The organism is Tardiphaga sp. 172_B4_N1_3, from assembly GCF_052076035.1.
GTDB classification, from domain to species: Bacteria; Pseudomonadota; Alphaproteobacteria; order Rhizobiales; family Xanthobacteraceae; genus Tardiphaga; species Tardiphaga robiniae.
Genome location: NZ_CP197238.1, coordinates 1,347,001 through 1,369,086, shown reverse-complemented (window position 1 = coordinate 1,369,086; position 22,086 = coordinate 1,347,001). Strand labels below are relative to the sequence as shown.

Annotated in this window: 19 protein-coding genes; 1 reads left to right on the top strand and 18 read right to left on the bottom strand. The window is 61.7% G+C overall.

Annotated features, from left to right (window positions below; translation table 11 throughout):
• Positions 1-51 precede the first annotated feature (51 nt).
• The 3 genes from tsf to dnaE form a co-directional block, all read right to left on the bottom strand.
• Positions 52-975 carry a translation elongation factor Ts gene (gene tsf, locus AB7783_RS06170; protein WP_093758766.1) on the bottom strand — a complete coding sequence of 308 codons (924 nt, stop codon included), beginning with the start codon at positions 973-975 and terminating at the stop codon, positions 52-54.
• 200 nt (positions 976-1,175) lie between these two features.
• A complete protein-coding gene (locus tag AB7783_RS06165; RefSeq protein ID WP_068730869.1) occupies positions 1,176-2,168 on the bottom strand; it encodes a 30S ribosomal protein S2 in 993 nt (330 codons plus the stop codon).
• Between the two features lie 201 nt (positions 2,169-2,369).
• Entirely contained in the window at positions 2,370-5,852 is a 3,483-nt protein-coding gene (gene dnaE, locus AB7783_RS06160) for a DNA polymerase III subunit alpha (RefSeq protein ID WP_089264548.1), read from the bottom strand.
• 716 nt (positions 5,853-6,568) lie between these two features.
• Between dnaE and AB7783_RS06155 the strand changes: the two genes are divergently transcribed.
• Positions 6,569-6,868, top strand: coding sequence for a DUF3551 domain-containing protein (locus AB7783_RS06155; protein ID WP_089264549.1), 300 nt, complete (start codon positions 6,569-6,571; stop codon positions 6,866-6,868).
• Positions 6,869-6,927: 59 nt separating this feature from the next.
• On the opposite strand, the gene AB7783_RS06150 is transcribed toward AB7783_RS06155, so the two are convergent.
• The 15 genes from AB7783_RS06150 to nuoH all read right to left on the bottom strand — a co-directional run bounded on the left by AB7783_RS06150 (position 6,928) and on the right by nuoH (position 22,086).
• Positions 6,928-7,626 (bottom strand): ABC transporter ATP-binding protein, encoded by a 699-nt coding sequence (locus AB7783_RS06150; RefSeq protein WP_441277118.1) that lies wholly within the window; start codon positions 7,624-7,626, stop codon positions 6,928-6,930.
• Between the two features lie 9 nt (positions 7,627-7,635).
• Entirely contained in the window at positions 7,636-8,916 is a 1,281-nt protein-coding gene (locus AB7783_RS06145; RefSeq protein WP_068730873.1) for a lipoprotein-releasing ABC transporter permease subunit, read from the bottom strand.
• Positions 8,917-8,992: 76 nt separating this feature from the next.
• Positions 8,993-10,312 (bottom strand): proline--tRNA ligase, encoded by a 1,320-nt coding sequence (gene proS, locus AB7783_RS06140; RefSeq protein WP_089264550.1) that lies wholly within the window; start codon positions 10,310-10,312, stop codon positions 8,993-8,995.
• Between the two features lie 571 nt (positions 10,313-10,883).
• Complete coding sequence (locus tag AB7783_RS06135) at positions 10,884-11,264, bottom strand: hypothetical protein (RefSeq protein WP_089264551.1); 381 nt, start codon at positions 11,262-11,264, stop codon at positions 10,884-10,886.
• A 56-nt stretch (positions 11,265-11,320) separates the two neighbouring features.
• On the bottom strand, positions 11,321-11,596 hold the full coding sequence (locus AB7783_RS06130; protein WP_068730876.1) for a DUF1467 family protein: 276 nt from the start codon (positions 11,594-11,596) through the stop codon (positions 11,321-11,323).
• A gap of 7 nt (positions 11,597-11,603) precedes the next feature.
• A complete protein-coding gene (gene mce, locus AB7783_RS06125) occupies positions 11,604-12,026 on the bottom strand; it encodes a methylmalonyl-CoA epimerase (protein ID WP_068730877.1) in 423 nt (140 codons plus the stop codon).
• A gap of 31 nt (positions 12,027-12,057) precedes the next feature.
• Entirely contained in the window at positions 12,058-13,722 is a 1,665-nt protein-coding gene (locus AB7783_RS06120) for a ribonuclease J (protein ID WP_089264553.1), read from the bottom strand.
• Positions 13,719-14,537 (bottom strand): biotin--[acetyl-CoA-carboxylase] ligase, encoded by an 819-nt coding sequence (locus AB7783_RS06115; RefSeq protein ID WP_441277117.1) that lies wholly within the window; start codon positions 14,535-14,537, stop codon positions 13,719-13,721. Before AB7783_RS06115 ends, AB7783_RS06120 begins: the two co-directional genes overlap by 4 nt.
• Complete coding sequence (gene nuoN, locus AB7783_RS06110; protein WP_441277116.1) at positions 14,538-15,974, bottom strand: NADH-quinone oxidoreductase subunit NuoN; 1,437 nt, start codon at positions 15,972-15,974, stop codon at positions 14,538-14,540.
• Positions 15,975-15,999: 25 nt separating this feature from the next.
• Entirely contained in the window at positions 16,000-17,505 is a 1,506-nt protein-coding gene (locus AB7783_RS06105; RefSeq protein WP_414716891.1) for an NADH-quinone oxidoreductase subunit M, read from the bottom strand.
• Between the two features lie 14 nt (positions 17,506-17,519).
• Positions 17,520-19,604 (bottom strand): NADH-quinone oxidoreductase subunit L, encoded by a 2,085-nt coding sequence (gene nuoL / locus AB7783_RS06100; protein ID WP_439077027.1) that lies wholly within the window; start codon positions 19,602-19,604, stop codon positions 17,520-17,522.
• Between the two features lie 7 nt (positions 19,605-19,611).
• Positions 19,612-19,920, bottom strand: a complete 309-nt coding sequence (gene nuoK / locus AB7783_RS06095) for an NADH-quinone oxidoreductase subunit NuoK (RefSeq protein ID WP_068730883.1) — start codon at positions 19,918-19,920, stop codon at positions 19,612-19,614.
• Positions 19,917-20,555 (bottom strand): NADH-quinone oxidoreductase subunit J, encoded by a 639-nt coding sequence (locus tag AB7783_RS06090; RefSeq protein WP_068730884.1) that lies wholly within the window; start codon positions 20,553-20,555, stop codon positions 19,917-19,919. The genes nuoK and AB7783_RS06090 overlap by 4 nt, the downstream gene beginning before the upstream one ends.
• A gap of 9 nt (positions 20,556-20,564) precedes the next feature.
• On the bottom strand, positions 20,565-21,053 hold the full coding sequence (gene nuoI / locus AB7783_RS06085) for an NADH-quinone oxidoreductase subunit NuoI (protein ID WP_089264557.1): 489 nt from the start codon (positions 21,051-21,053) through the stop codon (positions 20,565-20,567).
• 7 nt (positions 21,054-21,060) lie between these two features.
• Positions 21,061-22,086 (bottom strand): NADH-quinone oxidoreductase subunit NuoH, encoded by a 1,026-nt coding sequence (gene nuoH, locus AB7783_RS06080; RefSeq protein WP_089264558.1) that lies wholly within the window; start codon positions 22,084-22,086, stop codon positions 21,061-21,063.

Here is a 22,086-nt window from a genome sequence, read left to right as displayed (position 1 = left end):
TTCGAGGCGGCAGCTCCCGGCGTAGATCGCCGGGAGGTCTTCCAATTCGTCTTACTTCTGGCCGCTGGCGGCGGCAACTTCGGCAGCGAAGTCCGAAGTCTGCTTCTCGATGCCTTCGCCGAGCGCGTAGCGCACAAAGCCAGCGAGCTTGATCGGCGCGCCAACCTTGCCTTCGGCTTCCTTGACGGCCTGCGCCACCGACTTACCGGTGTCGTGGATGAAGGCCTGATCCAGCAGGCAGACTTCCTTGTAATAGGTCTTCAGGCCGTTCTCGACGATCTTCTCAATCATCGCATCCGGCTTGCCCTGCTGGCGATACTTGTCCGCCATCACTTCCTTCTCGCGAGCAACGACGGCCGGATCGAGGCCGGCGGAGTCCAGCGCCTGCGGATTGGCAGCAGCGACATGCATCGCGATCTGTTTGCCGAGGGTGGCGAGCTCGTCAGCCTTGCCGGTGGATTCCAGCGCGACGATGATGCCCATCTTGCCGAGACCTTCGATCACGGCGTTATGCACGTAGCTCGACACGACGCCGGCCGAGACTTCCAGCGTCGCGGCGCGGCGCAGGGTCATGTTTTCGCCGATGGTGGCGATGGCCTCGGTGATCGCGGTCTCGACAGTGACGTCGCCAACCTTGTGCGCCTTGATGGCCTCAACATCGGAGCCGACCTTGAGCGCGACCTGGGCGATCATCTTGACCAGGCCCTGGAACTGATCGTTGCGCGCGACGAAGTCGGTCTCGGAATTGACTTCGACCACGACGCCCTTGTTGCCGGCAGTGAGAACGCCGATCAGGCCTTCGGCCGCGACGCGGTCAGCCTTCTTGGCGGCCTTGGACAGGCCCTTCGCGCGCAGCCAGTCGATTGACGCCTGCATGTCGCCGTCATTGGCAGCCAGTGCGTTCTTGCAATCCATCATGCCGACGCCGGTGGTTTCGCGGAGGTCCTTGACCATCGCTGCAGTAATCGTTGCCATCGTTGAACCCTTTGCCTGTCAGGGCGCCTGCGAGCCAGCCGGTGCTGGTCAATCGCGTTACGCCGCAGGAACTATCATCGAGAGAAGTGTAGAGATGGAAAGTGCGGCCGGGATGACGGCCGCACAATAGTTTCTTGGCTGTCGCATCGGCATGATTTTGTCCGGAACCGGGACACCGGTTCCGGGATCACGCCTGCGCGTTACTCGGCTTCCGCCGTCAGACCCTTGGCCTGGGCGACCCAGCCGTCGGCACGGGCCGGAAGACCAACTTCTTCGCCAATCTTGTGGGCGGTGTCGTGATCGAGTTCGGCCAGCTGCCAGTAGTGGAAGATGCCGAGGTCGTTGAACTTCTTCTCGATCGCACCGGATACGCCGGTGAGCTTCTTGAGATCGTCGGCGGTGCCGCGCGGACCGGCCAGGCCCTGGAAGCCTGCTTCCGGAGCCGGAATGGCTTCAGCCACCGGAGCAGCCGATGCGCCGATATCGAAGCCCGAGTCGCCCTGGGCACGCGAGATGCCGTCGATGACAGCGCGTGCGATCAGGTCGCAATACAGCGACAGCGCACGGCCGGCGTCGTCGTTGCCCGGGACCACATAGGTGATGCCCTTCGGATCCGAGTTGGTGTCGACGATCGCCGCGACAGGGATACCCAGACGCTGAGCTTCCTGAATCGCGATGTCTTCCTTGTTGGTGTCGATCACGAAGATCAGGTCGGGCAGACCGCCCATGTCCTTGATGCCGCCCAGCGAGCGATCGAGCTTGTCGCGCTCGCGCTGCAGCGTCAGACGCTCCTTCTTGGTGTAGGCCGACGCGTCGCCGGAGTTCAGCACTTCGTCGAGGTGACGCAGACGCTTGATCGAACCGGAGATGGTCTTCCAGTTGGTCAGGGTGCCACCGAGCCAGCGCGAATTGACGAAGTACATCGCCGAGCGCTTCGCAGCTTCGGCAACGACGTCCTGCGCCTGGCGCTTGGTGCCGACGAACAGGATGCGGCCGCCCTTGGCGACGGTGTCGCTCACAGCCTTCAGCGCGGTGTGCAGCAACGGCACGGTCTGCGCGAGGTCGATGATGTGGATGTTGTTGCGTGCGCCGAAGATGTAATTCGCCATCTTCGGATTCCAGCGATGCGACTGGTGGCCAAAGTGGACGCCAGCTTCGAGCAGTTGACGCATAGAAAATTCGGGTAGTGCCATAGTATCAATTCTCCGGTTGTTTCCTCCGGAAGCGTGTGAGCAAACGAGCGTTCGGGCAGAGGATTCTGCCGTGCAGCCCGGATGCCACCGGACGGCGATTAAGCCATGCTTCCGTGTGAGATGGGCCGGCTTATAGCCGGATTCCCGGGATAAGCAAGGAAATCCGGTGGCTTCGGCCGGTTTACCGCGCGGGTTGCCAGCTCAAAGCGTTTCGACCATTTCCACCCCGGAAACCGCCTTGATGGCTCCGGCGATCTGCGGGGACACCTGGAACCGGCCTTCGAGCTTGAATTCGACCTCGGTTTGCAGGTCGAGGCGCAGGATCAGCGAGACGTCGCCTCCACCGGCGGCATTGCTCGGCTGCGGTTGGAGGCGTTTTACCAGCGAATCCAGTGCCTTGGTGTCCTTCATGGTCACCCTGAGCCCCTTCTGGGTCTTGGCAGCGGCGGCATCCAGAGGCTCCGCGTGGAGAACCCGGGCCCGAACGTCCTCGCCCTGGAGTTCGGCACCGAGTTGCAGCAGCACCGCGGTACCCGGTTCCAGCACGTCGCGGTATTGGGCAAGCCCTTCGGAGAACAGCACCGCCTCGAAATGGCCGGTCGGGTCGGATAGACCCATGATGCCCATCTTGTTGCCGGTCTTGGTCCTCCGCTCCATGCGGGACACGACGGTAGCCGCCACCCTGCCCGCCGTAGCGCCGGTTTTGACCGCGCGGCAGAACTCGGCCCAGCTCTGCACCCGCAGTCGCTTCAGGGCGGTCGCATAGTCATCGAGCGGATGGCCGGACAGGAAGAAGCCAATAGCGTCGTATTCCTTGCGCAGCTTCTCCGCCGCCAGCCAGTTGTCGATCTGCGGCAACATGATGGTCGGCGCATCGGCCGCGCCGCCAAACATGTTTCCCTGACCGATTGTCGTATCCACGTGGGCGCTCTGGCAGGCGGCCAAAATAGCATCCGCGCCGCCATGCACGCGGGCACGATGTGGATCGAGCGTATCGAAGGCGCCGGCCGCAGCGAGTGTTTCGATGATGCGTTTGTTGACGGCGCGTGGGCTCACGCGCGACGCAAAGTCGGCAAGCGACGTGAACAAACCATTCTTGTTGCGCTCGGCGACGATCAGCTCGACGGCGCCAGCGCCGACGCCTTTCAACGCGGCCAGCGCATAATAGATCGTGTTGTCGCTGACCTCGAAGGTGACGCCCGAACGATTGATGTTCGGCGCCTCGACCTTGATACCGAGCCGCTGCGCCTCGGCGCGAAATTCCGACAGTTTGTCGGTGTTGCCCATGTCGAGCGTCATCGACGCCGCAATGAACTCCACCGGATAATGCGCCTTCATATAGGCGGTGTGATACGACACCAGCGCATAGGCCGCCGCGTGACTCTTGTTGAAACCGTAGTCGGCGAATTTTGCGAGCAGATCGAAGATCGTATCGGCCTGCCCCTTCGGCACGCCGTTCTTGACGGAGCCCGCGACGAAGATCTCGCGCTGTTTTTCCATTTCGGCGCGGATCTTCTTGCCCATCGCGCGGCGCAGCAGGTCGGCGTCACCGAGCGAATAGCCGGCCATGACCTGCGCGATCTGCATCACCTGTTCCTGATAGATGATGACGCCGAAGGTTTCCTTCAGGATCGGCTCGATGATCGGATGCAGATATTCCGGCTCTTCATCGCCATGCTTGCGCGCGCAATAGGTCGGGATGTTCGCCATCGGGCCCGGACGATACAACGCGACCAGCGCGATGATGTCCTCGAAACGGTCGGGGCGCATGTCCACGAGCGCGCGCCGCATGCCCTGGCTTTCCACCTGGAACACGCCGACCACTTCACCGCGCGCCAGCATCTCGTAGCTCTTGGCGTCGGTAATCGGCGTGGTCGCAAGATTGACGTCAATATTGCGCTGTTTGAGCAGCTTCACGGCGACATCGAGCACCGTCAGCGTCTTCAGGCCGAGGAAGTCGAACTTCACGAGACCTGCTGGCTCAACCCATTTCATGTTGAACTGGGTGACCGGCATGTCCGATTTCGGATCGCGATACATCGGCACGAGCTGCGACAGCGGCCGGTCACCAATCACGATGCCTGCGGCGTGGGTCGAAGCGTGGCGTGTCAGGCCCTCGAGGCGCTGCGCGATATCGAAGGCTTTGGCGACGATCGGATCCTCGTCGCGGAGCGCCTGGAGTTTCGGCTCGCCCTCGATCGCGGCTGCAAGTGTCACCGGTGCGGCCGGATTTTGCGGCACCAGCTTGGTCAGCTTGTCGACTTGGCCATAGGGCATCTGCAGCACACGGCCGACGTCGCGCAACACGCCGCGCGCCTGCAGCGTGCCGAAGGTGATGATCTGCGCGACCTGATCGCGGCCGTAGCGCTGCTGCACATAGGAGATCACCTCACCGCGGCGATCCTGGCAGAAGTCGATATCGAAGTCGGGCATCGAGACGCGTTCCGGATTGAGGAAGCGCTCGAACAGCAGGTTGAACTGCAGGGGATCGAGGTCGGTGATGGTCAAGACCCAGGCGACCAGCGAGCCCGCGCCCGAACCGCGACCCGGCCCCACCGGAATGCCCTGTGCCTTCGCCCATTTGATGAAGTCGGACACGATCAGGAAGTAACCCGCATAGTTCATGCGGGAGATGACGTTAAGTTCGAAGTCGAGCCGAGCGTGGTATTCCTCCTCACTCTTGCCCTGTGACACGCCGTGGATCTCGAGACGTTTGCGCAGGCCCTCCTCGGCCTGACGGCGCAACTCGTCGGATTCCTCCTGGGCCGCACCTTCGGCGTTACTGCCGGCGCCCACCGTGAAGCGCGGCAGGATCGGCTTGCGCGTCTTTGGCCGGAACGAGCAGCGCTCGGCGATTTCGACGGTTGATGCCAATGCCTCGGGAATGTCGGCAAACAGAACCGCCATTTCGGCGCGTGTCTTGAAACGATGATCGGTGGTGAGCTGCTCGCGGTCCGTTTCGGCAATGATCCTGCCGCCGGCAATGCACAGCAGTGCGTCATGGGCCTCGTAGTCATCCGCGGCGGCAAAATACGGCTCATTCGTTGCCACCAACGGCAGCCCCTTGGCGTAAGCCAAGTCTATCAAACCGGCTTCGGCGCGGCGCTCCTTCTCGGCGCCATGACGCTGCAGTTCGATATAGAGCCGATCGCCGAATAGCGACGCGAGCCGGTCGCAACGCGCAGCGGCAAGCGCGGATTGATCGGCGAGCAGCGCCTGATTGATCGGACCGTCAGGACCGCCACTCAACGCGATCAGGTCTTCTGTTTCCTCCAGCAGCCATTCCAGCTTGATGTGGGGCGCATGATTGACCGGGGTTTCCAGAAACGCGCGCGAGTTGAGTTTCATCAGGCTCTGATAGCCGCGCTCCTTGGCGGCCAGCAGCACAATGCGCGGCATCACGGCGTTCAGCGCGTTACGGGCGTTGGGATCTTGGTCGCCGAAATCGATCGCGACCTCGCAGCCGGTGATCGGCTGGATGCCGTAGCCCACCAGCTTCTCGGAGAATTCCAGCGCGCCAAACATGTTGTCGCTGTCGGTCAGCGCCAGCGCCGGCTGGTGGTCGGCCTTCGCCAGTTCCGCCAGTTTCTGGATCTTGATCGAGCCCTTCAGCAGCGAATAGGCCGAATGCACGTGCAGATGGACAAATCCGGCATTCGACGCGGCGGCGGGCTTCTGACTCATGGCGTGGGGCGTTCCGGACTTTGCAGCGCCCGATCTGGGCAGTCATCGACACTGGGGATCGCGGCAGCCTGTTCAGACCGACTCGCTGCCCCATGGTGATGCCTGCCCCCGGCCAAGTCCATGTGAAACCCGCTCGGCCCCGGAAGCGTCCCCGCATTCCCTAGGGAATGCCTGTCATTCCCTAGGGAATGCTTGTCATTCCCCGGGAGCGTTCCCGTATCCGCTGGAGAGTGCTTCCCCGGTGTTCCGGCGCCAGCTTCGCAGCCAGCGTCCGGGAGCAGGATCACAGCTGGGGGATCAGTTGCGCCCAAACCGCAATCATGCCGACGAACAGGACGATCGATGCCAGTGCAGCGGCTTCTTCAACAAAGGTCTTCAACATGGTGGCCTCCGTGATCTCTGGAACATATGAAGAACATTGTTCTCATTCTGTTCCTGAGTCAAGCAGCCGATCCGGGCGCGTCGCGCCTCATATTCGGGATGGTTAAAATGGCAGGCCGGCACGCTTTACGCCCAGCCAGCCAAGGCCATCCCTCGCCGGCGATCACCTACGCCGTATTGCGTCGCCTGTGCCGAACAAGCCCTGTTACGGCATGTTTCCGGCGCCAGATGCGGAGCGGAATCCGGCTTTGTGAGTTGACGAATACCTCTCTGACCGGCTTTGTGCCGATCAGAGATCACACGCAGCCGGCCATCTGAGTCGGCAGGAGAATTCGATGCGCGCAGCCCTGCTTGCTCTGGTCGCCTTCGGCGCCCTCTCGGCCCTCACCGTCACGCCCGCCGCAGCACAGCGCACCGATCCCGGCCCGTTCTCGTTCAACACGCCGAGCGGTTATCCGTTCTGCATGCGCTCGCTCTATGACGACGACGACTGCAGCTACCGCACCTATGCGCAGTGCGCCGCGACGGCATCGGGCATCGGCCTGACCTGCTTCGCCAATCCGGCGCTGGCCTATGCGCAGACCTACGCGCCGCAGCAGCCGCGCGTGAAGCGCAAGCGTAAGAGCAGCTACTGAGCGACGGCGCCGTCCGCGGCGCCTCACTTTTTCTCTCTCAAATGAAACGAGTGGCGGGGTCAGTCGAGTTCGACGACCTTGCCGTTTTCCAGCGACACCCGCCGATCCATGCGGCCAGCCAGTTCCATGTTGTGGGTCGCGATCAGCATCGCCACCTTGGTCGCCTTCACCAGCTGCATCAGCGCCCTGAAGACATGATCCGCGGTGTGCGGATCGAGATTGCCCGTCGGCTCATCGGCAAACAACACGCGCGGTGCATTGGCTACCGCGCGGGCAATAGCAACGCGCTGCTGCTCGCCGCCCGACAACTCCGCCGGGCGATGGGTGATGCGTTCGGCCAGACCCAGATAGGCCAGGATTTCCTTGGCGCGGGCAACCGTCTCGGAGCGCTTCAGGCCGCGGATCATCTGCGGCAGCATGACGTTCTCTAGCGCGGTGAATTCCGGCAGCAGCCGATGTGACTGGTAGACGAAGCCGATATCGGTGCGGCGGATCTGGGTGCGCTCGGTGTCCGACAGGCCCGAGGTCGCGGTGCCGCCGACATAGACCTCGCCGTCATCCGGGCTCTCGAGCAGGCCGGCAATATGCAGCAGCGTCGACTTGCCCGAGCCGGACGGCGCCACCAGCGCGACCGACTGCCCCGCCCACAATGCCAGTTTGGCATTGTCGAGAATGGTCAGAACGCTTTCGCCCTGGGTGTATTGCCGCTTGATGTCGTGGAGATAGACCACCGGTACATCATCTGCCCCTTGCGCCATATCAGTCACTCACTCGTATCTTAGCGCATCGACGGGATCGAGGCGCGCGGCGCGCCACGACGGGTAGAGGGTCGCCAGGAACGACAGCGTCAGCGCCATGATCACGACCGCGCTGGTCTCGCCGACGTCGACCTCGGCCGGCAGCTTGGACAGGAAATACAGTTCCGGCGAGAACAGCTCCGTGGATGTCATCCACGAGATGAATTGCCGGATCGTCTCGATGTTGAAGCAGACCAGTAGTCCAACGAAGAATCCGACCAGCGTGCCGACCACGCCGATCGCAGCACCCGTGATCAGGAACACCCGCATGATCGAGCCTTGAGAGGCGCCCATGGTGCGCAGGATCGCGATGTCGCTGCCCTTGTCCTTCACCAGCATGATCAGGCCGGAGACGATGTTCAGCGCCGCCACCAGCACGATCAGCGTCAGGATCAGGAACATGACGTTGCGCTCGACCTGCAGCGCATTGAAGAAGGTCGAGTTGCGCTGCCGCCAATCGACGATGAAGATCGGCCGCCCGGCCGCCTCGGTCACGAGCTTGCGATACTCGTCGATCCTGTCGGGATTGTTGGTGTAGACCTCGATGGAGGTTACGTCAGAGGGGCGATTGAAGTAAGTCTGCGCCTCGGCCAATGGCATGAACACGAAGGTCGAGTCATATTCCGACATGCCGATCTCGAAGACGGCAGCAACCTTGTAGGGCTTGATGCGCGGCGTCGTGCCCATCGGGGTCACCGCCCCCTTCGGCGAGATCAACGTGATCATGTCGCCGGCGTGGATCGAGAGTTGATCTGCCAGCCGCCGACCGATCGCCACACCCTGCCCATCATCGAAGCCTTCGAGCGTGCCCTGCTTGATGTTCTTGGCGATCGACGTGAGGTTATTGAGATCGCCAGAGCGGATACCGCGGATAAAGATGCCGGCAGCACCGAACGCGGATGATCCCAGCCCCTGGCCATCCACGACCGGCGCCGCGAGACGAATGCCATTCACGCCGCTGATGCGGTCGGCGACATCCTTCCAGTCGGTCAGCGGGCTTTCCAGCGGCTGCACCAGCAGATGCCCGTTGAGGCCGAGGATCTTGTCGAGCAGTTCCTTGCGGAAGCCGTTCATCACGGCCATCACGATGATCAGCGTGGCAACGCCGAGCATGATGCCGAGGAACGAGAAACCGGCAATGACGGAGATGAATCCCTCTTTGCGGCGCGCACGGAGATAGCGTCCGGACAGCAGCCATTCGAAGGCGGCGAAGGGTGGGGTTCGAACTGGCTCGCTCATGGCATCATCCATCGCCCGACTCCCATACGAATCGGGCTTATTCTAGCCGCATCGTGAGTGATGCGGCGACCACACAGTGGATAAGTCGTCAGGACGTCAGCTTTGCGACGACCTCAGCGGCACTGATATTCTCACGCGAACCGTCATCGCGCCGCTTCAGCTCGACCTTGCCTTCGGCGAGCCCCTTCGGGCCGACGAGTATCTGCCAGGGCACACCGATCAGGTCAGCGGTGGCAAACTTGCCGCCGGCGCGCTGGTCGGTGTCGTCATAGAGCACATCGACGCCCTTGGCCGAGAGCTCCTTGTAGAGCGCCTCGCAGGCCGCATCCGTATCGGGCGAGCCCTGCTTCAGGTTGAGGATCGCAGCACGGAACGGCGCCACTTCCTCGGGCCACTTGATGCCGTTCTCGTCGTGGCAGGCCTCGATGATCGCGCCCAGCAGCCGCGACACGCCGACGCCATAGGAGCCGCCATGGATCGGCGTCTCCGCGCCATCGGCGCCCGCAACGGTTGCCTTCATCGCGTCGGAATATTTGGTGCCGAAATAGAAGATCTGGCCGACTTCGATACCGCGGGTGTTGAGCCGCCGCTCGGCCGGCACTTCGCTCTCGAACCGCGCGGCGTCGTGGACGTCTTCGGTTGCCGCATAGATCGAGGTCCACTGATTGATGATGCCCGTGAGATCACCGCTATAGTCGACATCGGCCGGCGGGATCGGCAGATCGAGCACGTTCTTGTCGCAGAATACGCCGGACTCGCCGGTTTCGGCGAGCACGATGAATTCGTGGGAGTGATCGCCGCCGATCGGTCCGGTCTCGGCGCGCATCGGGATCGCCTTGAGGCCCATGCGCGCGAAGGTGCGCAGATAAGCGACGAACATCTGATTGTAGGAATGTTTCGCCGCGGCTTCGTCGATGTCGAACGAATAGCCATCCTTCATCAGGAATTCGCGGCCGCGCATCACGCCGAAACGCGGACGCTGCTCGTCGCGGAACTTCCACTGGATGTGGTACAGGTTCAGCGGCAGGCTCTTGTAGGACTTCACATAGCCGCGGAAGATCTCGGTGATCATTTCCTCGTTGGTCGGCCCGTAGAGAAGCTCCCGCTTGTGGCGGTCGACGATGCGCAGCATCTCCGGCCCATAGGCGTCGTAGCGCCCACTTTCGCGCCAGAGATCGGCGAGCTGCAATGTCGGCATCAGGAGCTCGATGGCGCCCGCCCGGTTCTGCTCCTCGCGGACGATCGCCTCGATCTTCTTCAGCACCCGCAGGCCCAGCGGCAACCAGGCATAGATGCCGGCGGCCTCCTGCCGGATCATGCCCGCGCGCAGCATCAGCCGGTGCGAGACGATCTCGGCTTCCTTCGGCGTTTCCTTGAGAATGGGCAGAAAATAGCGCGACAATCGCATGGTTAGGCCTGGGAATCGGAGGGACACGGGAGAACGCGAGTGAAACCGGATCGGCCGCCAAAATACAAGGGCGACGGGTCGGACGCCGGGCAGTCTAGGACATGGAGCTGGCAATCGGGGCTTAATTCCGTTCGCCTGGCGAATTGCTTCGCAGGCTGTCAAATATCTCCATTTCCGATGTCGGCCACAGCGACCCCAGCGTGACCGGAAATCGCGTAAAAGGTCGCGATTCTACCCTTGGCCTAAATTTTGAACACACATTGCCGAAATTGGTGACAAACAAAAAAAGTTAAGCTACGACTCACAGCTCAGGCGGTTCGTAAGGACAGAGTCTGGTGGTCCAAGTCTCGGGAGGAGCCCTGACGCGCTCAAGCAGCGTCAACCCGCTAAGCAAGGATAAAATCCAAAGTTTGGGGTAATAGGGTCGACACAATTTTCCGAGCAGGGCTGCGGCCCTGCTCTTTTTTTTCGGCAGATTCCCGACAACGATAGCGACGCTTCATATCGTCCGAGACGCAAAAAAGGCCGGCATCCATGCCGGCCTTTTTTCGGAGATGCAAAGCGCCGCGTATTACAGCGCACCACCCTTCGGCTTGATGCCCGACAGCCACGAACAGACCAGGCCCTGTACCGCGCCGACGATCCCGAATGTAAGAATCTGACGCAGCGGAATCGACACCGACGTCCAGATCAACATCATCCCGATACTCACGACATAGCCAGTAAGCGCCGAGGTCAGCACCTTCGGCCACAGCTGCATCTTGTCTTCAAGGAACCAGTCCTCAAGCCACATCACCAGCGACGGGATCAGCCCGAACCAGTAGGCAAAGGGCAATCCCATAATGAAGCCGGGAAAGCCGCCGATGATCCTGCCGCTGGCAATTTCGCGCAGCTCGAAAACCGCGAAACCGACAGCCGGCCCAAGCAACAGAAAAAGCAGAAAGCGCTTCATGCGTCAGCTCCGTATCGACACCTGAAAGGACAGACTCCGCAGGTTAAAGATCGCTCTCAGATCGGCACGCCCATCAACTTCGAGAGCCTCTCGATGTTGAAGTAGCCCATGCGATACGCATACATGCCGGCCGCGAACAGCACCGCGGAAATCACCGTGGTCCAGATCAGCTTGCGCCCCATCCGGGCCAGCACAGGCGCACCGGGATCGGTGCCGTCGGTGCCCTTGCCATCCTCATGCTGGCTGCGGACGCCGAACGGCAGCGTCAGGAACAGCGTGATCCACCAGATGACGAAATAGACCGCGAGCGACGTCGAGATCGTATAGGCCATCGCGTCCTCAGGACTGTTCGATTTCGGAAGCTTGTTCGATCTCTACCAGCGCGCCCGAGAAATCCTTGGGATGCAGGAACAGCACAGGCTTGCCGTGGGCGCCGATCTTCGGCTGGCCGTCGCCAAGCACGCGCGCGCCTTCCTTGATCAGGTTGTCGCGTGCCGCGATGATATCCGGCACTTCGTAACAGATGTGATGAATGCCGCCGTCAGGATTACGCTCGACGAATTTGGCGATCGGCGAGTCCGCGCCGAGCGGCTGGATGAATTCGATCTTGGTATTCGGCAGCGTCGCGAACACCGTGATCACGCCATGCTCCGGGAGCGGCACGGTCGCGGAAATCTCGGCACCGAAGGCGGTGCCGTAGATCTTCGCAGCTTTCTCCGCATCGGCGACGGCAATCGCCACATGATTGAGCCGGCCCAGCATGGTGTCCTCCGTAGTCTTTGTTTCTTTGCTTTTAGTCTTCGACCTGCAGGATGTGAACGTAGCACATCGTCTTCTTGCCCCATTGATCGGCGAGTGACGAGCGGACAGCGCGTCGCACCGACTCCGCCATCGCATCCGGATCGCGCTTGCGCGCCTTGGGCAGGTTCTCGACGATGTTGACGACGATGTCGAACACGACATCCTCCATCACCTCGCCCTTGAGGTTCTTTTCGGGAATGCCGATCAGGTCGACCGCAGGGTCGTCGACCAGTTCGCCCTTCATTGTCACGGCCAGTGCCACAAAAGCGCAGCCGGCAAAGGACAGCCGGCGTCGCTCGCTTACGGCGCGGGACTTGGAATCCTCGAGAATGAGACCGTCCTTGAACATGCGGCCCGACGGCAATTCGTCGATGACGGCAGCATCGCCGGGCGCCAGGCGCACGAGGTCGCCGTTCTTGACGATCATGGTCCGAGGCACGCCGCAGGCGCGCGCGAGCTTGGCATGCTCATGCAGATGCAGCGCCTCGCCATGGACGGGGATCAGCAATTGCGGACGAACCCAGGAAATCATGTCGCGCAATTCGTCGCGGCGCGGATGGCCCGACACATGCACCAGCGCATCGCGATCGGTGATCACCTCGATGCCCTGCGTGACAAGACCGTTGATGATGGTGCCGACCGCCTTCTCGTTGCCCGGAATGGTCCGCGACGAGAAGATCACCGTATCACCCTTGTTGAGGGTCACCATCGGATGATCGTCGCTGGCGATACGCGCCAGCGCCGCGCGCGCTTCACCCTGACTGCCCGTGCACAGCGCCACCACCTTGTCCGGCGGGAAATGGCCGTAATAGTCGGCGTTACGGAACGCCGGCAGTCCATCGAGATAGCCGCATTCGCGGGCCACCTGCACGACGCGCTCCATAGCGCGGCCGACCAGCACCACTTCGCGGCCCGCGGCCTGCGCCGCTTCGGCAACGGCCCGCAACCGGGCCACGTTCGATGCGAAGGTCGTAACGGCGACGCGGCCCTTGGCAGCCTTCACCAGTTTGGTGAGCGTGGCGGCAACCTCCGTTTCGGACGGTGAGCGGCCATCGCGCACCGCATTCGTGGAGTCGCCGATGATGGCCAGTACGCCGGCGTCACCGAGTTCGCGCAGCCGCTTTTCGTCGGTTGGCAGGCCGATGATCGGCGTCGGATCGATCTTCCAGTCACCGGTATGCAGCACGGTGCCGAGCGGCGTGTGCAGCGCGATCGCATGGGATTCCGGAATCGAATGCGCAACCGGAATGAACTCGATATCGAACGGGCCGAGATTGATGCGGCCGCCCGATGGCACCACGGTGACGGGGATCTTCGGCGGATTGCGCTCGCTGGCGCATTTGGCTTCGAACAATGCGGCGCTGAACTGTGTCGCATAGATCGGGCATTTCAGCTTGGGCCACAGGTCGATGATGGCGCCGAAATGGTCCTCATGGGCGTGGGTGAGCACGAGACCAACGAGATTCTTCTTTTCCTTTTCCAGGAAGCGCACGTCGGGCATCACCAGATCGATGCCTGGCAGATGTTCCTCGTCGCCGAAGTAGACGCCGAGGTCGATCGCCAGCCACTTCCCGGCCAGGCCATAGATCGACAGGTTCATGCCAATCTGGCCGACGCCTCCCAGCGGTGCGAAGGTCAATTCGTTGGGTCGCGTCATTTGCGTGCTGTCCTTGTCGACGCGGCCGATCCGAAATGAACGTCGCCGGCGGTAATAGGGATTCGCCGGCGATCCGCTGTCGCGACAATCATACAACCGGCCTCATCAATGGTGTCGAAAATTCCCGAAATCGTCTGTACCCCGTTGTCCACGGACACCGGCTGACCGATCCCTGCTGCACGCTCCAGCCACTGTCGCCGGATCTCGGCAAACCCGCGGCCGGAATCCCAGATGCCGCGCATCTCCTGCCAGGTGTCCGAAAGCGCCGCAAACAGGTCTTCGGCGCTGGCGCTGACGCCCATCGCATGCAGGCAAGCAACCGGATAAGGCATATTGTCGGGGGCCGCCACCACATTGGTGCCGATGCCGACGACAACAGCAAGCTGGCCGTTCGGCGCTGCCTCCGCCTCCAGATTCATTCCGACAAGCTTGTGCCCGCCCGCCAGAACGTCGTTCGGCCATTTCAGCCGATAGTCATTCGCGGCCGACTGCGGCGCCCGCATCGCGGCTTCGACGCTGATCTGTCGGAGCGCCTTCTCAACGGCAACGCCGGCGGCGAAGCCCAGTGTCGCCGCAACTGAGGGCGTCACATCAAGAACTTCGAGAACCGAACTGGCGAGGTTCCCGCGGGGAGCGACCCACGGCCGATGCCGTCGCCCACGTCCCGCGGTCTGTTCCGTTGTGACAAACCACATCGGACCGCGCTCGCCTGCGCGCGCGCGGTCCATGGCTTCCGTATTGGTCGAACCGGCTGTGTCGAATGCGGCGAGCTTCGTGCCCGCCGCGAGGGCTCGGGGACCGAGCGAAAATACCATCTAGAACAGCGACTTCGCTGCGAATGCCGCCGCGCTGACCAGAGGCGCCGGATAGACGAAGAACAACACGTTGAAGAGACCCGCCACAGCCAGCACCGTGCGCAGTTCAACGCGCATCGGATCGAGCTTCCCGACCGGCTCGTCGAAATACATGAGCTTCACGATGGACAGGTAGTAGAACGCGCCCACCACGCTGGCCAACACACCGACCACGGCCAGTACGAACAGGCCCGACTTGATGGCAGCCATGAAGACGTAGAACTTGCCGAAGAAGCCGGCCAGCGGCGGCACGCCTGCCAGCGAGAACAGGAACATCGCGAAGAAGAAGGCGATGATCGGATTGGTGCGCGACAGGCCGGCGAAATCCTTGATCGTCTCAACGGGCTGGCCATTGCGCTTCATGGTCAGGATGATGGCGAAGGTACCGAGGGTCATCGCGACATAGATCGCGATATAGACCAGCACGCCCTGCGCGCCCTCCTGCGTGCCGGCGGCAAGACCGACCAGCGCGAAGCCCATGTGGCCGATCGACGAATAGGCCATCAGGCGCTTGATGTTGGTCTGGCCGATGGCGGCGAACGAGCCCAGTACCATCGAGGCCAGCGACACGAACACCACGACCTGCTGCCATTGCACGACAATGCCCGGGAACGCCGTCAGCGTGACGCGGGTGAACACGGCGAGTGCTGCAACCTTCGGGGCCGAGGCGAAGAAGGCGGTGACGGGCGTCGGTGCGCCTTCGTAGACATCGGGCGTCCACATGTGGAACGGCACGGCCGAAACCTTGAAACAGAGGCCGGCGAGCAGAAACACCAGCCCGAACACCAGGCCGATATTGCCGGTCTTGGCTTCGGCGGCGATGCCGGCGAAGGACACCGTGCCGGTAAAGCCGTAGATCATAGAAGCGCCGTAGAGCAGCATGCCGGACGACAGCGCACCCAGCACGAAATACTTGAGGCCGGCTTCGGTCGACTTTGCATTATCGCGGTTAGAGGCTGCGACGACATAGAGCGCAAGGCTCATCAATTCGAGGCCGAGATACAGCATGATCAAGTCGCCGGCCGAGATCAGCACCATCATGCCGAGCGTCGAGAGCAGCACCAGGATGGCGTATTCGAAAATACGACGGGACTGGTCCGCGAGGAATTCACGCGACAGGATCAGCGTCACGGCCGACGCGATAATCGCCAGCACCTTCAGGAAGCGCGCATAATCGTCGACGATGAAGCTGCCGCCGAAGGTGACATGCTTGCCCGCAGGCAGCATGATTTCAGCCGCGCCGACCACCACCAGCAGACAGACGGCGAGCGTGGTGACCATGCCCGTGACCTTCGGTCCGTTGAAGGCACCGATCATCAGCAGCACCATGGCGCCAACCGCGAGCATCAGCTCCGGCAGTACGGGCAGCAGGGAATATCCGGCGGTCGTAATCGTCATTGCGCGTTATCCTGATCTGCTGCGGTCATTGCAGCAGCGCGGCTGCCTTCACGGCAGACGTTGCAGCAGCGTAATTGTTAACGAGGAGCTGGATCGAAGCCGCCGACATGTCGAGCACCGGCTTCGGATAGACTCCGAACAGAATGGTGAGAATGACCAGCGGCACCAGCACCAGGCCTTCCCGGAACGTGATGTCCTTGATGCCCTGCAACGCAGGCTTGGTCAGTTCACCGAACACGACCTTGCGGTACAGCCACAGTGCATAGGCCGCCGACAGGATCACGCCGATGCTGGCGAATGTCGCCGTCGGGATCGAGACCTTGAAGGTGCCGATGAGCGTCAGGAATTCACCGACGAAGCCGGAGGTGCCGGGCAGACCGACATTGGCCATGGTGAAGACCATGAACAGCGCCGCATAGATCGGCATCCGGTTGACGAGGCCACCATAGGCCGCGATCTCGCGGGTATGCAGCCGGTCGTAGACGACGCCGACGCAGAGGAACAGCGCGCCCGACACGATGCCATGCGACACCATCTGGAACACCGCGCCGGAGACGCCCTGCGTCGTGCCGGCGAAGATACCCATAGTGACGTAGCCCATATGCGCGACCGACGAGTAGGCGATCAGCTTCTTGATGTCTTCCTGCATCAGCGCGACCAGCGACGTGTAGACGATCGCGATCACGGAGAGCGTCCAGACCATCGGCGCGAAATAGAGAGAGGCATCCGGGAACATCGGCAGCGAGAAGCGCAGGAAGCCGTAACCGCCCATCTTCAGCATGATCGCGGCCAGCACGACCGAACCTGCCGTCGGCGCTTCCACGTGTGCGTCAGGCAGCCAGGTGTGTACCGGCCACATCGGCATCTTGACCGCGAAGGATGCGAAGAATGCCAACCACGCCCATGTCTGCAGGCTGCGCGGCACGGCCGTGTGCATCAGCGTCGGAATGTCGGTCGTGCCCGCATTCCAGTACAGCGCCATGATGGCCAGCAGCATCAGTACCGAGCCGAGGAACGTGTAGAGGAAGAACTTGAACGAGGCGTAGACGCGGCGCGGGCCGCCCCAGATGCCGATGATCAGAAACATCGGGATCAGGCCGCCTTCGAAGAACAGATAGAACAGCACCAGATCCAGCGCCGAGAAGGTGCCGATCATCAGCGTTTCCAGGAACAGGAACGCGATCATGTATTCGCGAACGCGCTTGGTGACCGACTTCCAGCTGCACAGGATGCAGAACGGCATCAGGGCTGTTGTCAAGATCACGAAGGGCAGCGAAATGCCGTCCACGCCCATGTGGTAGTTGATGGTCGCGGCCAGCCACGGCGCCTTTTCGACGAACTGAAAGTCGCCGTTCGACGGGTCGAAGCGCATCACCAGGATCAGCGAGACCGCAAAAGTGATCAGCGTGGTCCAGAGCGCGATCCAGCGCGCATTGCCCTGCGCAGCCTCGTCGTCGCCGCGGCTGAGGTAAATCAGGATCGCGCCGACGATCGGCAGGAAGGTGACGACCGAAAGAACCGGCCATGTCATGACGGACGCCATTGTTACTGGCCCCCCAGGCCGAAGATGAACCAGGTGATCAACCCGGCGACGCCGATCAGCATCGCGAAGGCATAGTGATAGAGGTAGCCGGTCTGCAGCTTGACCACGCCGCGCGTGATATTGAGCACGCGGGCCGAGACACCATCAGGCCCGAGGCCGTCGATGATCATGCCGTCGCCCTTCTTCCACAGGAAGTGGCCGATCCACTTGGCCGGACGAACGAAGATGATCTCGTAGAGCTCGTCGAAGTACCACTTGTTGAGCAGGAACTTGTAGAGCAGCGGATGCTGGTTCGCGAGTTCGACAGGCAAATACGGCTTGCGAACATAGAACAGGTACGAAATCAGGAAACCGAGCACCATCATCACGGTCGGCACATAGGGCACCCAGCCCGGGATGTGATGCATCTCCTCGATGATGTGCGGGTTCATCTTCAGCGATTCCCGGAAGAACTCGCCGACGTGATGACCGGCAAAGAGCTCCTTGAACGGGAAGCCTGCGGCGAACGATCCGATGCCCAGCACGGCCAGCGGGACCAGCATCCACAGCGGCGCTTCATGCGCTGCATCGTAATGCTTCTTGTCGTGCGGCTCGCCGTGGAACGTCTTGAACACCAGACGCCACGAATAGAACGAAGTCAGCAAGGCAGCGACCACGGTCATCAGGAAGCCGTAGAAGGCGAACTGGGTGTGCGAGGCGTAAGCCGCTTCGATGATCGCGTCCTTCGAGAAGTAGCCGGCCGTGAACGGGAAGCCGGTCAGCGCCAGCGTACCGATGGTCATCATCGCGTAAGTGAACGGGATCTTGTTCCACAGGCCACCCATCTTCCGGATGTCCTGTTCGTGATGCATCGCGTAGATCACCGAGCCCGAGCCCAGGAACAGCAGCGCCTTGAAGAAGGCGTGCGTGAACAGGTGGAACATGGCGACCGAGTAAGCCCCCGTCCCCAGCGCCACGAACATGTAACCGAGCTGCGAACAGGTCGAGTAAGCGACAATGCGCTTGATGTCGTTCTGCACCAGACCGATGGTCGCAGCGAAGAATGCAGTGGTCGCGCCAACCAGCATCACGACGGCCTGTGCATTCGGTGCGAGTTCGAACAGCGGCGACATGCGCGCCACCATGAACACACCCGCGGTGACCATGGTCGCCGCATGGATCAGCGCCGACACAGGCGTCGGGCCTTCCATCGCGTCCGGCAACCAGGTGTGCAGCAGAAACTGGGCTGACTTGCCCATCGCGCCGACGAACAGCAGCAGACAGGTCAGTGTCAGCGCATCGGCGTGCCAGCCGAAGAAGTTGATCGTCTTGCCGGTCAGTCCGGGCGCGCTGGCGAAGATGGTGTCGAGATCGGTCGAGCCGACCAGCATGAACAGCGCGAAGATGCCGAGCAGGAAGCCGAAGTCGCCGACGCGGTTGACCACGAAGGCCTTGATCGCCGCCGCATTGGCCGAGGGCTTCTTGAACCAGAAACCGATCAGCAGGTAGCTGGCCAGACCCACGCCTTCCCAGCCGAAGAACAGCTGCAGCAGGTTATCCGCCGTCACCAGCATCAGCATCATGAAAGTGAACAGCGACAGATACGCCATGAAGCGCGGCCGGTTCGGATCATCTTCCATATAGCCGAGCGAATAGATGTGCACGAGCGACGACACCGTGGTGACGACGACCAGCATCACGGCGGTCAGCGTATCGACGCGCAGCGTCCAGGACAGCTGCAGATCGCCTGAATTGATCCAGTTCAGCAGCACGACGCGGGCATCGTGATGCATGAAGGCGACATCGACGAAGGTCATCCAGGACAGCACCGCCGACACCACCAGAAGACCGGCGGTGATCAGCTCGGCTGCACGCGAGCCGAGCGCGGCCGGCTCGGCAACGTGGTGATGGTCGTCGTGATCATCGTGACCATGATCGTCATGCCCATGCGCAGCATGTGCATGCGCGCTGGCATCGCCGTGACCGTGGTCGTCATGCGCATGGTCCATCTCGTCGCCGCTCGGGTTACGCCCATGCGCACCCAGAATGGCGATGAAGCCTGCGATCAGCGCGCCGATCAGCGGCAGGAATACAAGAGCCTGGATCATAACTGGCTCAGCCCTTCATCAGATTGACGTCTTCAACCGCGATCGAGCCGCGGTTGCGGAAATAGACCACCAGCACGGCGAGACCGATCGCTGCTTCCGCAGCGGCCACGGTCAGCACAAGCAGCGCGAACACCTGCCCGACGATGTCGCCGAGGAAAGTCGAGAACGCCACCATGTTGATGTTGACGGCGAGCAGGATCAGCTCGATCGACATCAGGATGACGATGATGTTCTTGCGGTTCAGGAAGATGCCGAGAATGCCCAGCGTGAACAGGATCGCTGCGACCGCCAGATAGTGTCCGAGACCGATCGTCATTTGACCCAGCTCCCCGCGTCAGCGTCCTGCAGGCCCTGCCCGGTCGCGACCTTGCGCACTTCCATCGCCAGTTCCGGATTGCGCGCGTTCTGAACATTGATGTCCTGGCGCCGCACTTTGACCTTGTGACGCAGCGTCAGCACGATCGCGCCGATCATCGCCACCAGCAGCACCATGCCGGCCAGCTGGAAGTAATGGATGTACTTCGTATAGAGCACGAGGCCGAGCGCCTCGGTATTGCTCACATTCGTCGGGATGGCCGCCGTGATCGACTTGGTGACGTTCGGGTTCATTACCCAACCACCTGCGACCAGCAGCAATTCGGCGAGGAAGATCGCGCCGATCACGAGACCAAACGGCAGATACTGAATGAAGCCTTCACGCAGCTGCGTGAAGTCCACGTCGAGCATCATGATGACGAACAGGAACAGCACCGCGACGGCGCCGACATAGACGACGATCAGCAGCATTGCCAGGAATTCGGCGCCCATCAGCACGAACAGGCCCGAGGCGTTGACGAAGGCCAGGATCAGGAACAGCACGGAATGCACGGGATTGCGCGAGGCAATCACCATGACCGCGGAAGCCACGCAGATGCTGGCGAACAGATAGAAGAACAGTGCGGGAAGGATCATCTGGTCACCTTACCGGTACGGCGCGTCGAGTTCGATTGACTTCGCAATCTCGCGCTCCCAGCGGTCGCCGTTGGCGAGCAATTTCGCCTTGTCATAATAGAGTTCCTCACGCGTCTCGGTGGCGAACTCGAAGTTCGGTCCCTCGACGATCGCATCCACCGGACAGGCCTCCTGGCACAGTCCGCAATAGATGCATTTCACCATGTCGATGTCGTAGCGCACGGTGCGGCGCGTCCCATCGTTGCGGCGCGGACCGGCTTCGATGGTGATCGCCTGTGCCGGACACACCGCTTCACAGAGCTTGCAGGCGATACAGCGCTCTTCGCCGTTCGGATAGCGGCGCAGCGCATGCTCACCGCGGAAACGCGGCGAGATCGGCCCCTTCTCGAACGGATAATTCAGCGTCGGCTTCGGCTTGAAGAAATACCGCATGGCGAGGACGAACGCCGAAACGAACTCCGCCAGCAGAAGCGAGTGAGCTGTTGCCCTGATATTCATAGTGACCTCATTTCGGAGCAAGGCCCCCGAATTGCAGCACGGCAGCGACGATGATGACGTACGCCAACGACAGCGGCAGAAAGACCTTCCAGCCCAGACGCATCAGCTGGTCGTAGCGGTAGCGCGGCACGATCGCCTTCGCCATCGCAATCAGGAAGAACATGAACATCACCTTGATGGCGAACCAGATGATGCCTGGCACCCAGGTGAACGGCGCGAACGGGATCGGCGACAGCCAACCGCCGAGAAACAGGATCGTTGCCAGTGCGCACATGGTGACGATGGCGACGTATTCGCCGAGCATGAACAGCAGATACGGGGTCGAGCCGTATTCGGTCATGAAGCCCGCGACCAGTTCCGATTCCGCTTCGACGAGGTCGAAGGGCGGACGGTTGGTTTCAGCCAGCGCCGAGACGTAAAAGATCACGAACATCGGGAACAGCGGGATCCAGTACCAGCCGAGAATGCCCCACTTCGAATCCTGCGCGGCGACGATGGCCGTCAGGTTCAGCGAGCCGACGCAGAGCAAGACGGTGATGATGACGAAGCCGATCGAAACTTCGTAGGACACCATCTGCGCCGCGGCGCGCAGCGCCGACAGGAACGGATATTTCGAATTCGACGACCAGCCGGCCATGATGATGCCGTAGACCGACAGCGACGAAATCGCGAAGATATAGAGCACGCCGACATTGATGTCGGAAATAACCCAGCCGAGATCCATCGGGATCACCGCCCAGGCCGCCAGCGCGAGCACGCAGGACACCAGCGGCGCCAGCAGGAACACGCCCTTGTTGGAGCTGGAAGGAACCACCGGCTCCTTCAACACGAATTTCAGCAAGTCCGCGAAGGATTGCAGCAGGCCGAATGGCCCGACCACGTTGGGGCCACGGCGGATCTGTACCGCCGCCCAGATCTTGCGGTCAGCCAGCAGGATGTAGGCAATCGCAATCAAGAGCACCACGAGCACAAGGAGGCTCTGCGCGACCATGATGATCAGCGGCCACAGGGTGCTAGTCCAGAATTCAGCCAT

What these genes read in the sequence shown, in the direction of transcription:
- nuoK (WP_068730883.1), bottom strand. Translation starts at nt 19,920, where the DNA reads ATGACGATCGGTCTCGGACACTATCTGGCGGTCGCAGCGATCCTGTTC.
- AB7783_RS06150 (WP_441277118.1), bottom strand. Translation starts at nt 7,626, where the DNA reads ATGGCGCAAGGGGCAGATGATGTACCGGTGGTCTATCTCCACGACATC.
- proS (WP_089264550.1), bottom strand. Translation starts at nt 10,312, where the DNA reads ATGCGATTGTCGCGCTATTTTCTGCCCATTCTCAAGGAAACGCCGAAG.
- AB7783_RS06105 (WP_414716891.1), bottom strand. Translation starts at nt 17,505, where the DNA reads ATGACATGGCCGGTTCTTTCGGTCGTCACCTTCCTGCCGATCGTCGGC.
- AB7783_RS06135 (WP_089264551.1), bottom strand. Translation starts at nt 11,264, where the DNA reads ATGAAGCGCTTTCTGCTTTTTCTGTTGCTTGGGCCGGCTGTCGGTTTC.
- dnaE (WP_089264548.1), bottom strand. Translation starts at nt 5,852, where the DNA reads ATGAGTCAGAAGCCCGCCGCCGCGTCGAATGCCGGATTTGTCCATCTG.
- AB7783_RS06120 (WP_089264553.1), bottom strand. Translation starts at nt 13,722, where the DNA reads ATGACGCGACCCAACGAATTGACCTTCGCACCGCTGGGAGGCGTCGGC.
- AB7783_RS06090 (WP_068730884.1), bottom strand. Translation starts at nt 20,555, where the DNA reads ATGATCCTTCCCGCACTGTTCTTCTATCTGTTCGCCAGCATCTGCGTG.
- AB7783_RS06155 (WP_089264549.1), top strand. Translation starts at nt 6,569, where the DNA reads ATGCGCGCAGCCCTGCTTGCTCTGGTCGCCTTCGGCGCCCTCTCGGCC.
- nuoI (WP_089264557.1), bottom strand. Translation starts at nt 21,053, where the DNA reads ATGAATATCAGGGCAACAGCTCACTCGCTTCTGCTGGCGGAGTTCGTT.
- nuoH (WP_089264558.1), bottom strand. Translation starts at nt 22,086, where the DNA reads ATGGCTGAATTCTGGACTAGCACCCTGTGGCCGCTGATCATCATGGTC.
- nuoN (WP_441277116.1), bottom strand. Translation starts at nt 15,974, where the DNA reads ATGACGATTACGACCGCCGGATATTCCCTGCTGCCCGTACTGCCGGAG.
- AB7783_RS06165 (WP_068730869.1), bottom strand. Translation starts at nt 2,168, where the DNA reads ATGGCACTACCCGAATTTTCTATGCGTCAACTGCTCGAAGCTGGCGTC.
- AB7783_RS06130 (WP_068730876.1), bottom strand. Translation starts at nt 11,596, where the DNA reads ATGGCCTATACGATCTCGACGTCGCTCGCGGTCTATTTCGTCATCTGG.
- AB7783_RS06145 (WP_068730873.1), bottom strand. Translation starts at nt 8,916, where the DNA reads ATGGATGATGCCATGAGCGAGCCAGTTCGAACCCCACCCTTCGCCGCC.
- mce (WP_068730877.1), bottom strand. Translation starts at nt 12,026, where the DNA reads ATGCTGGGCCGGCTCAATCATGTGGCGATTGCCGTCGCCGATGCGGAG.
- tsf (WP_093758766.1), bottom strand. Translation starts at nt 975, where the DNA reads ATGGCAACGATTACTGCAGCGATGGTCAAGGACCTCCGCGAAACCACC.
- nuoL (WP_439077027.1), bottom strand. Translation starts at nt 19,604, where the DNA reads ATGATCCAGGCTCTTGTATTCCTGCCGCTGATCGGCGCGCTGATCGCA.
- AB7783_RS06115 (WP_441277117.1), bottom strand. Translation starts at nt 14,537, where the DNA reads ATGGTATTTTCGCTCGGTCCCCGAGCCCTCGCGGCGGGCACGAAGCTC.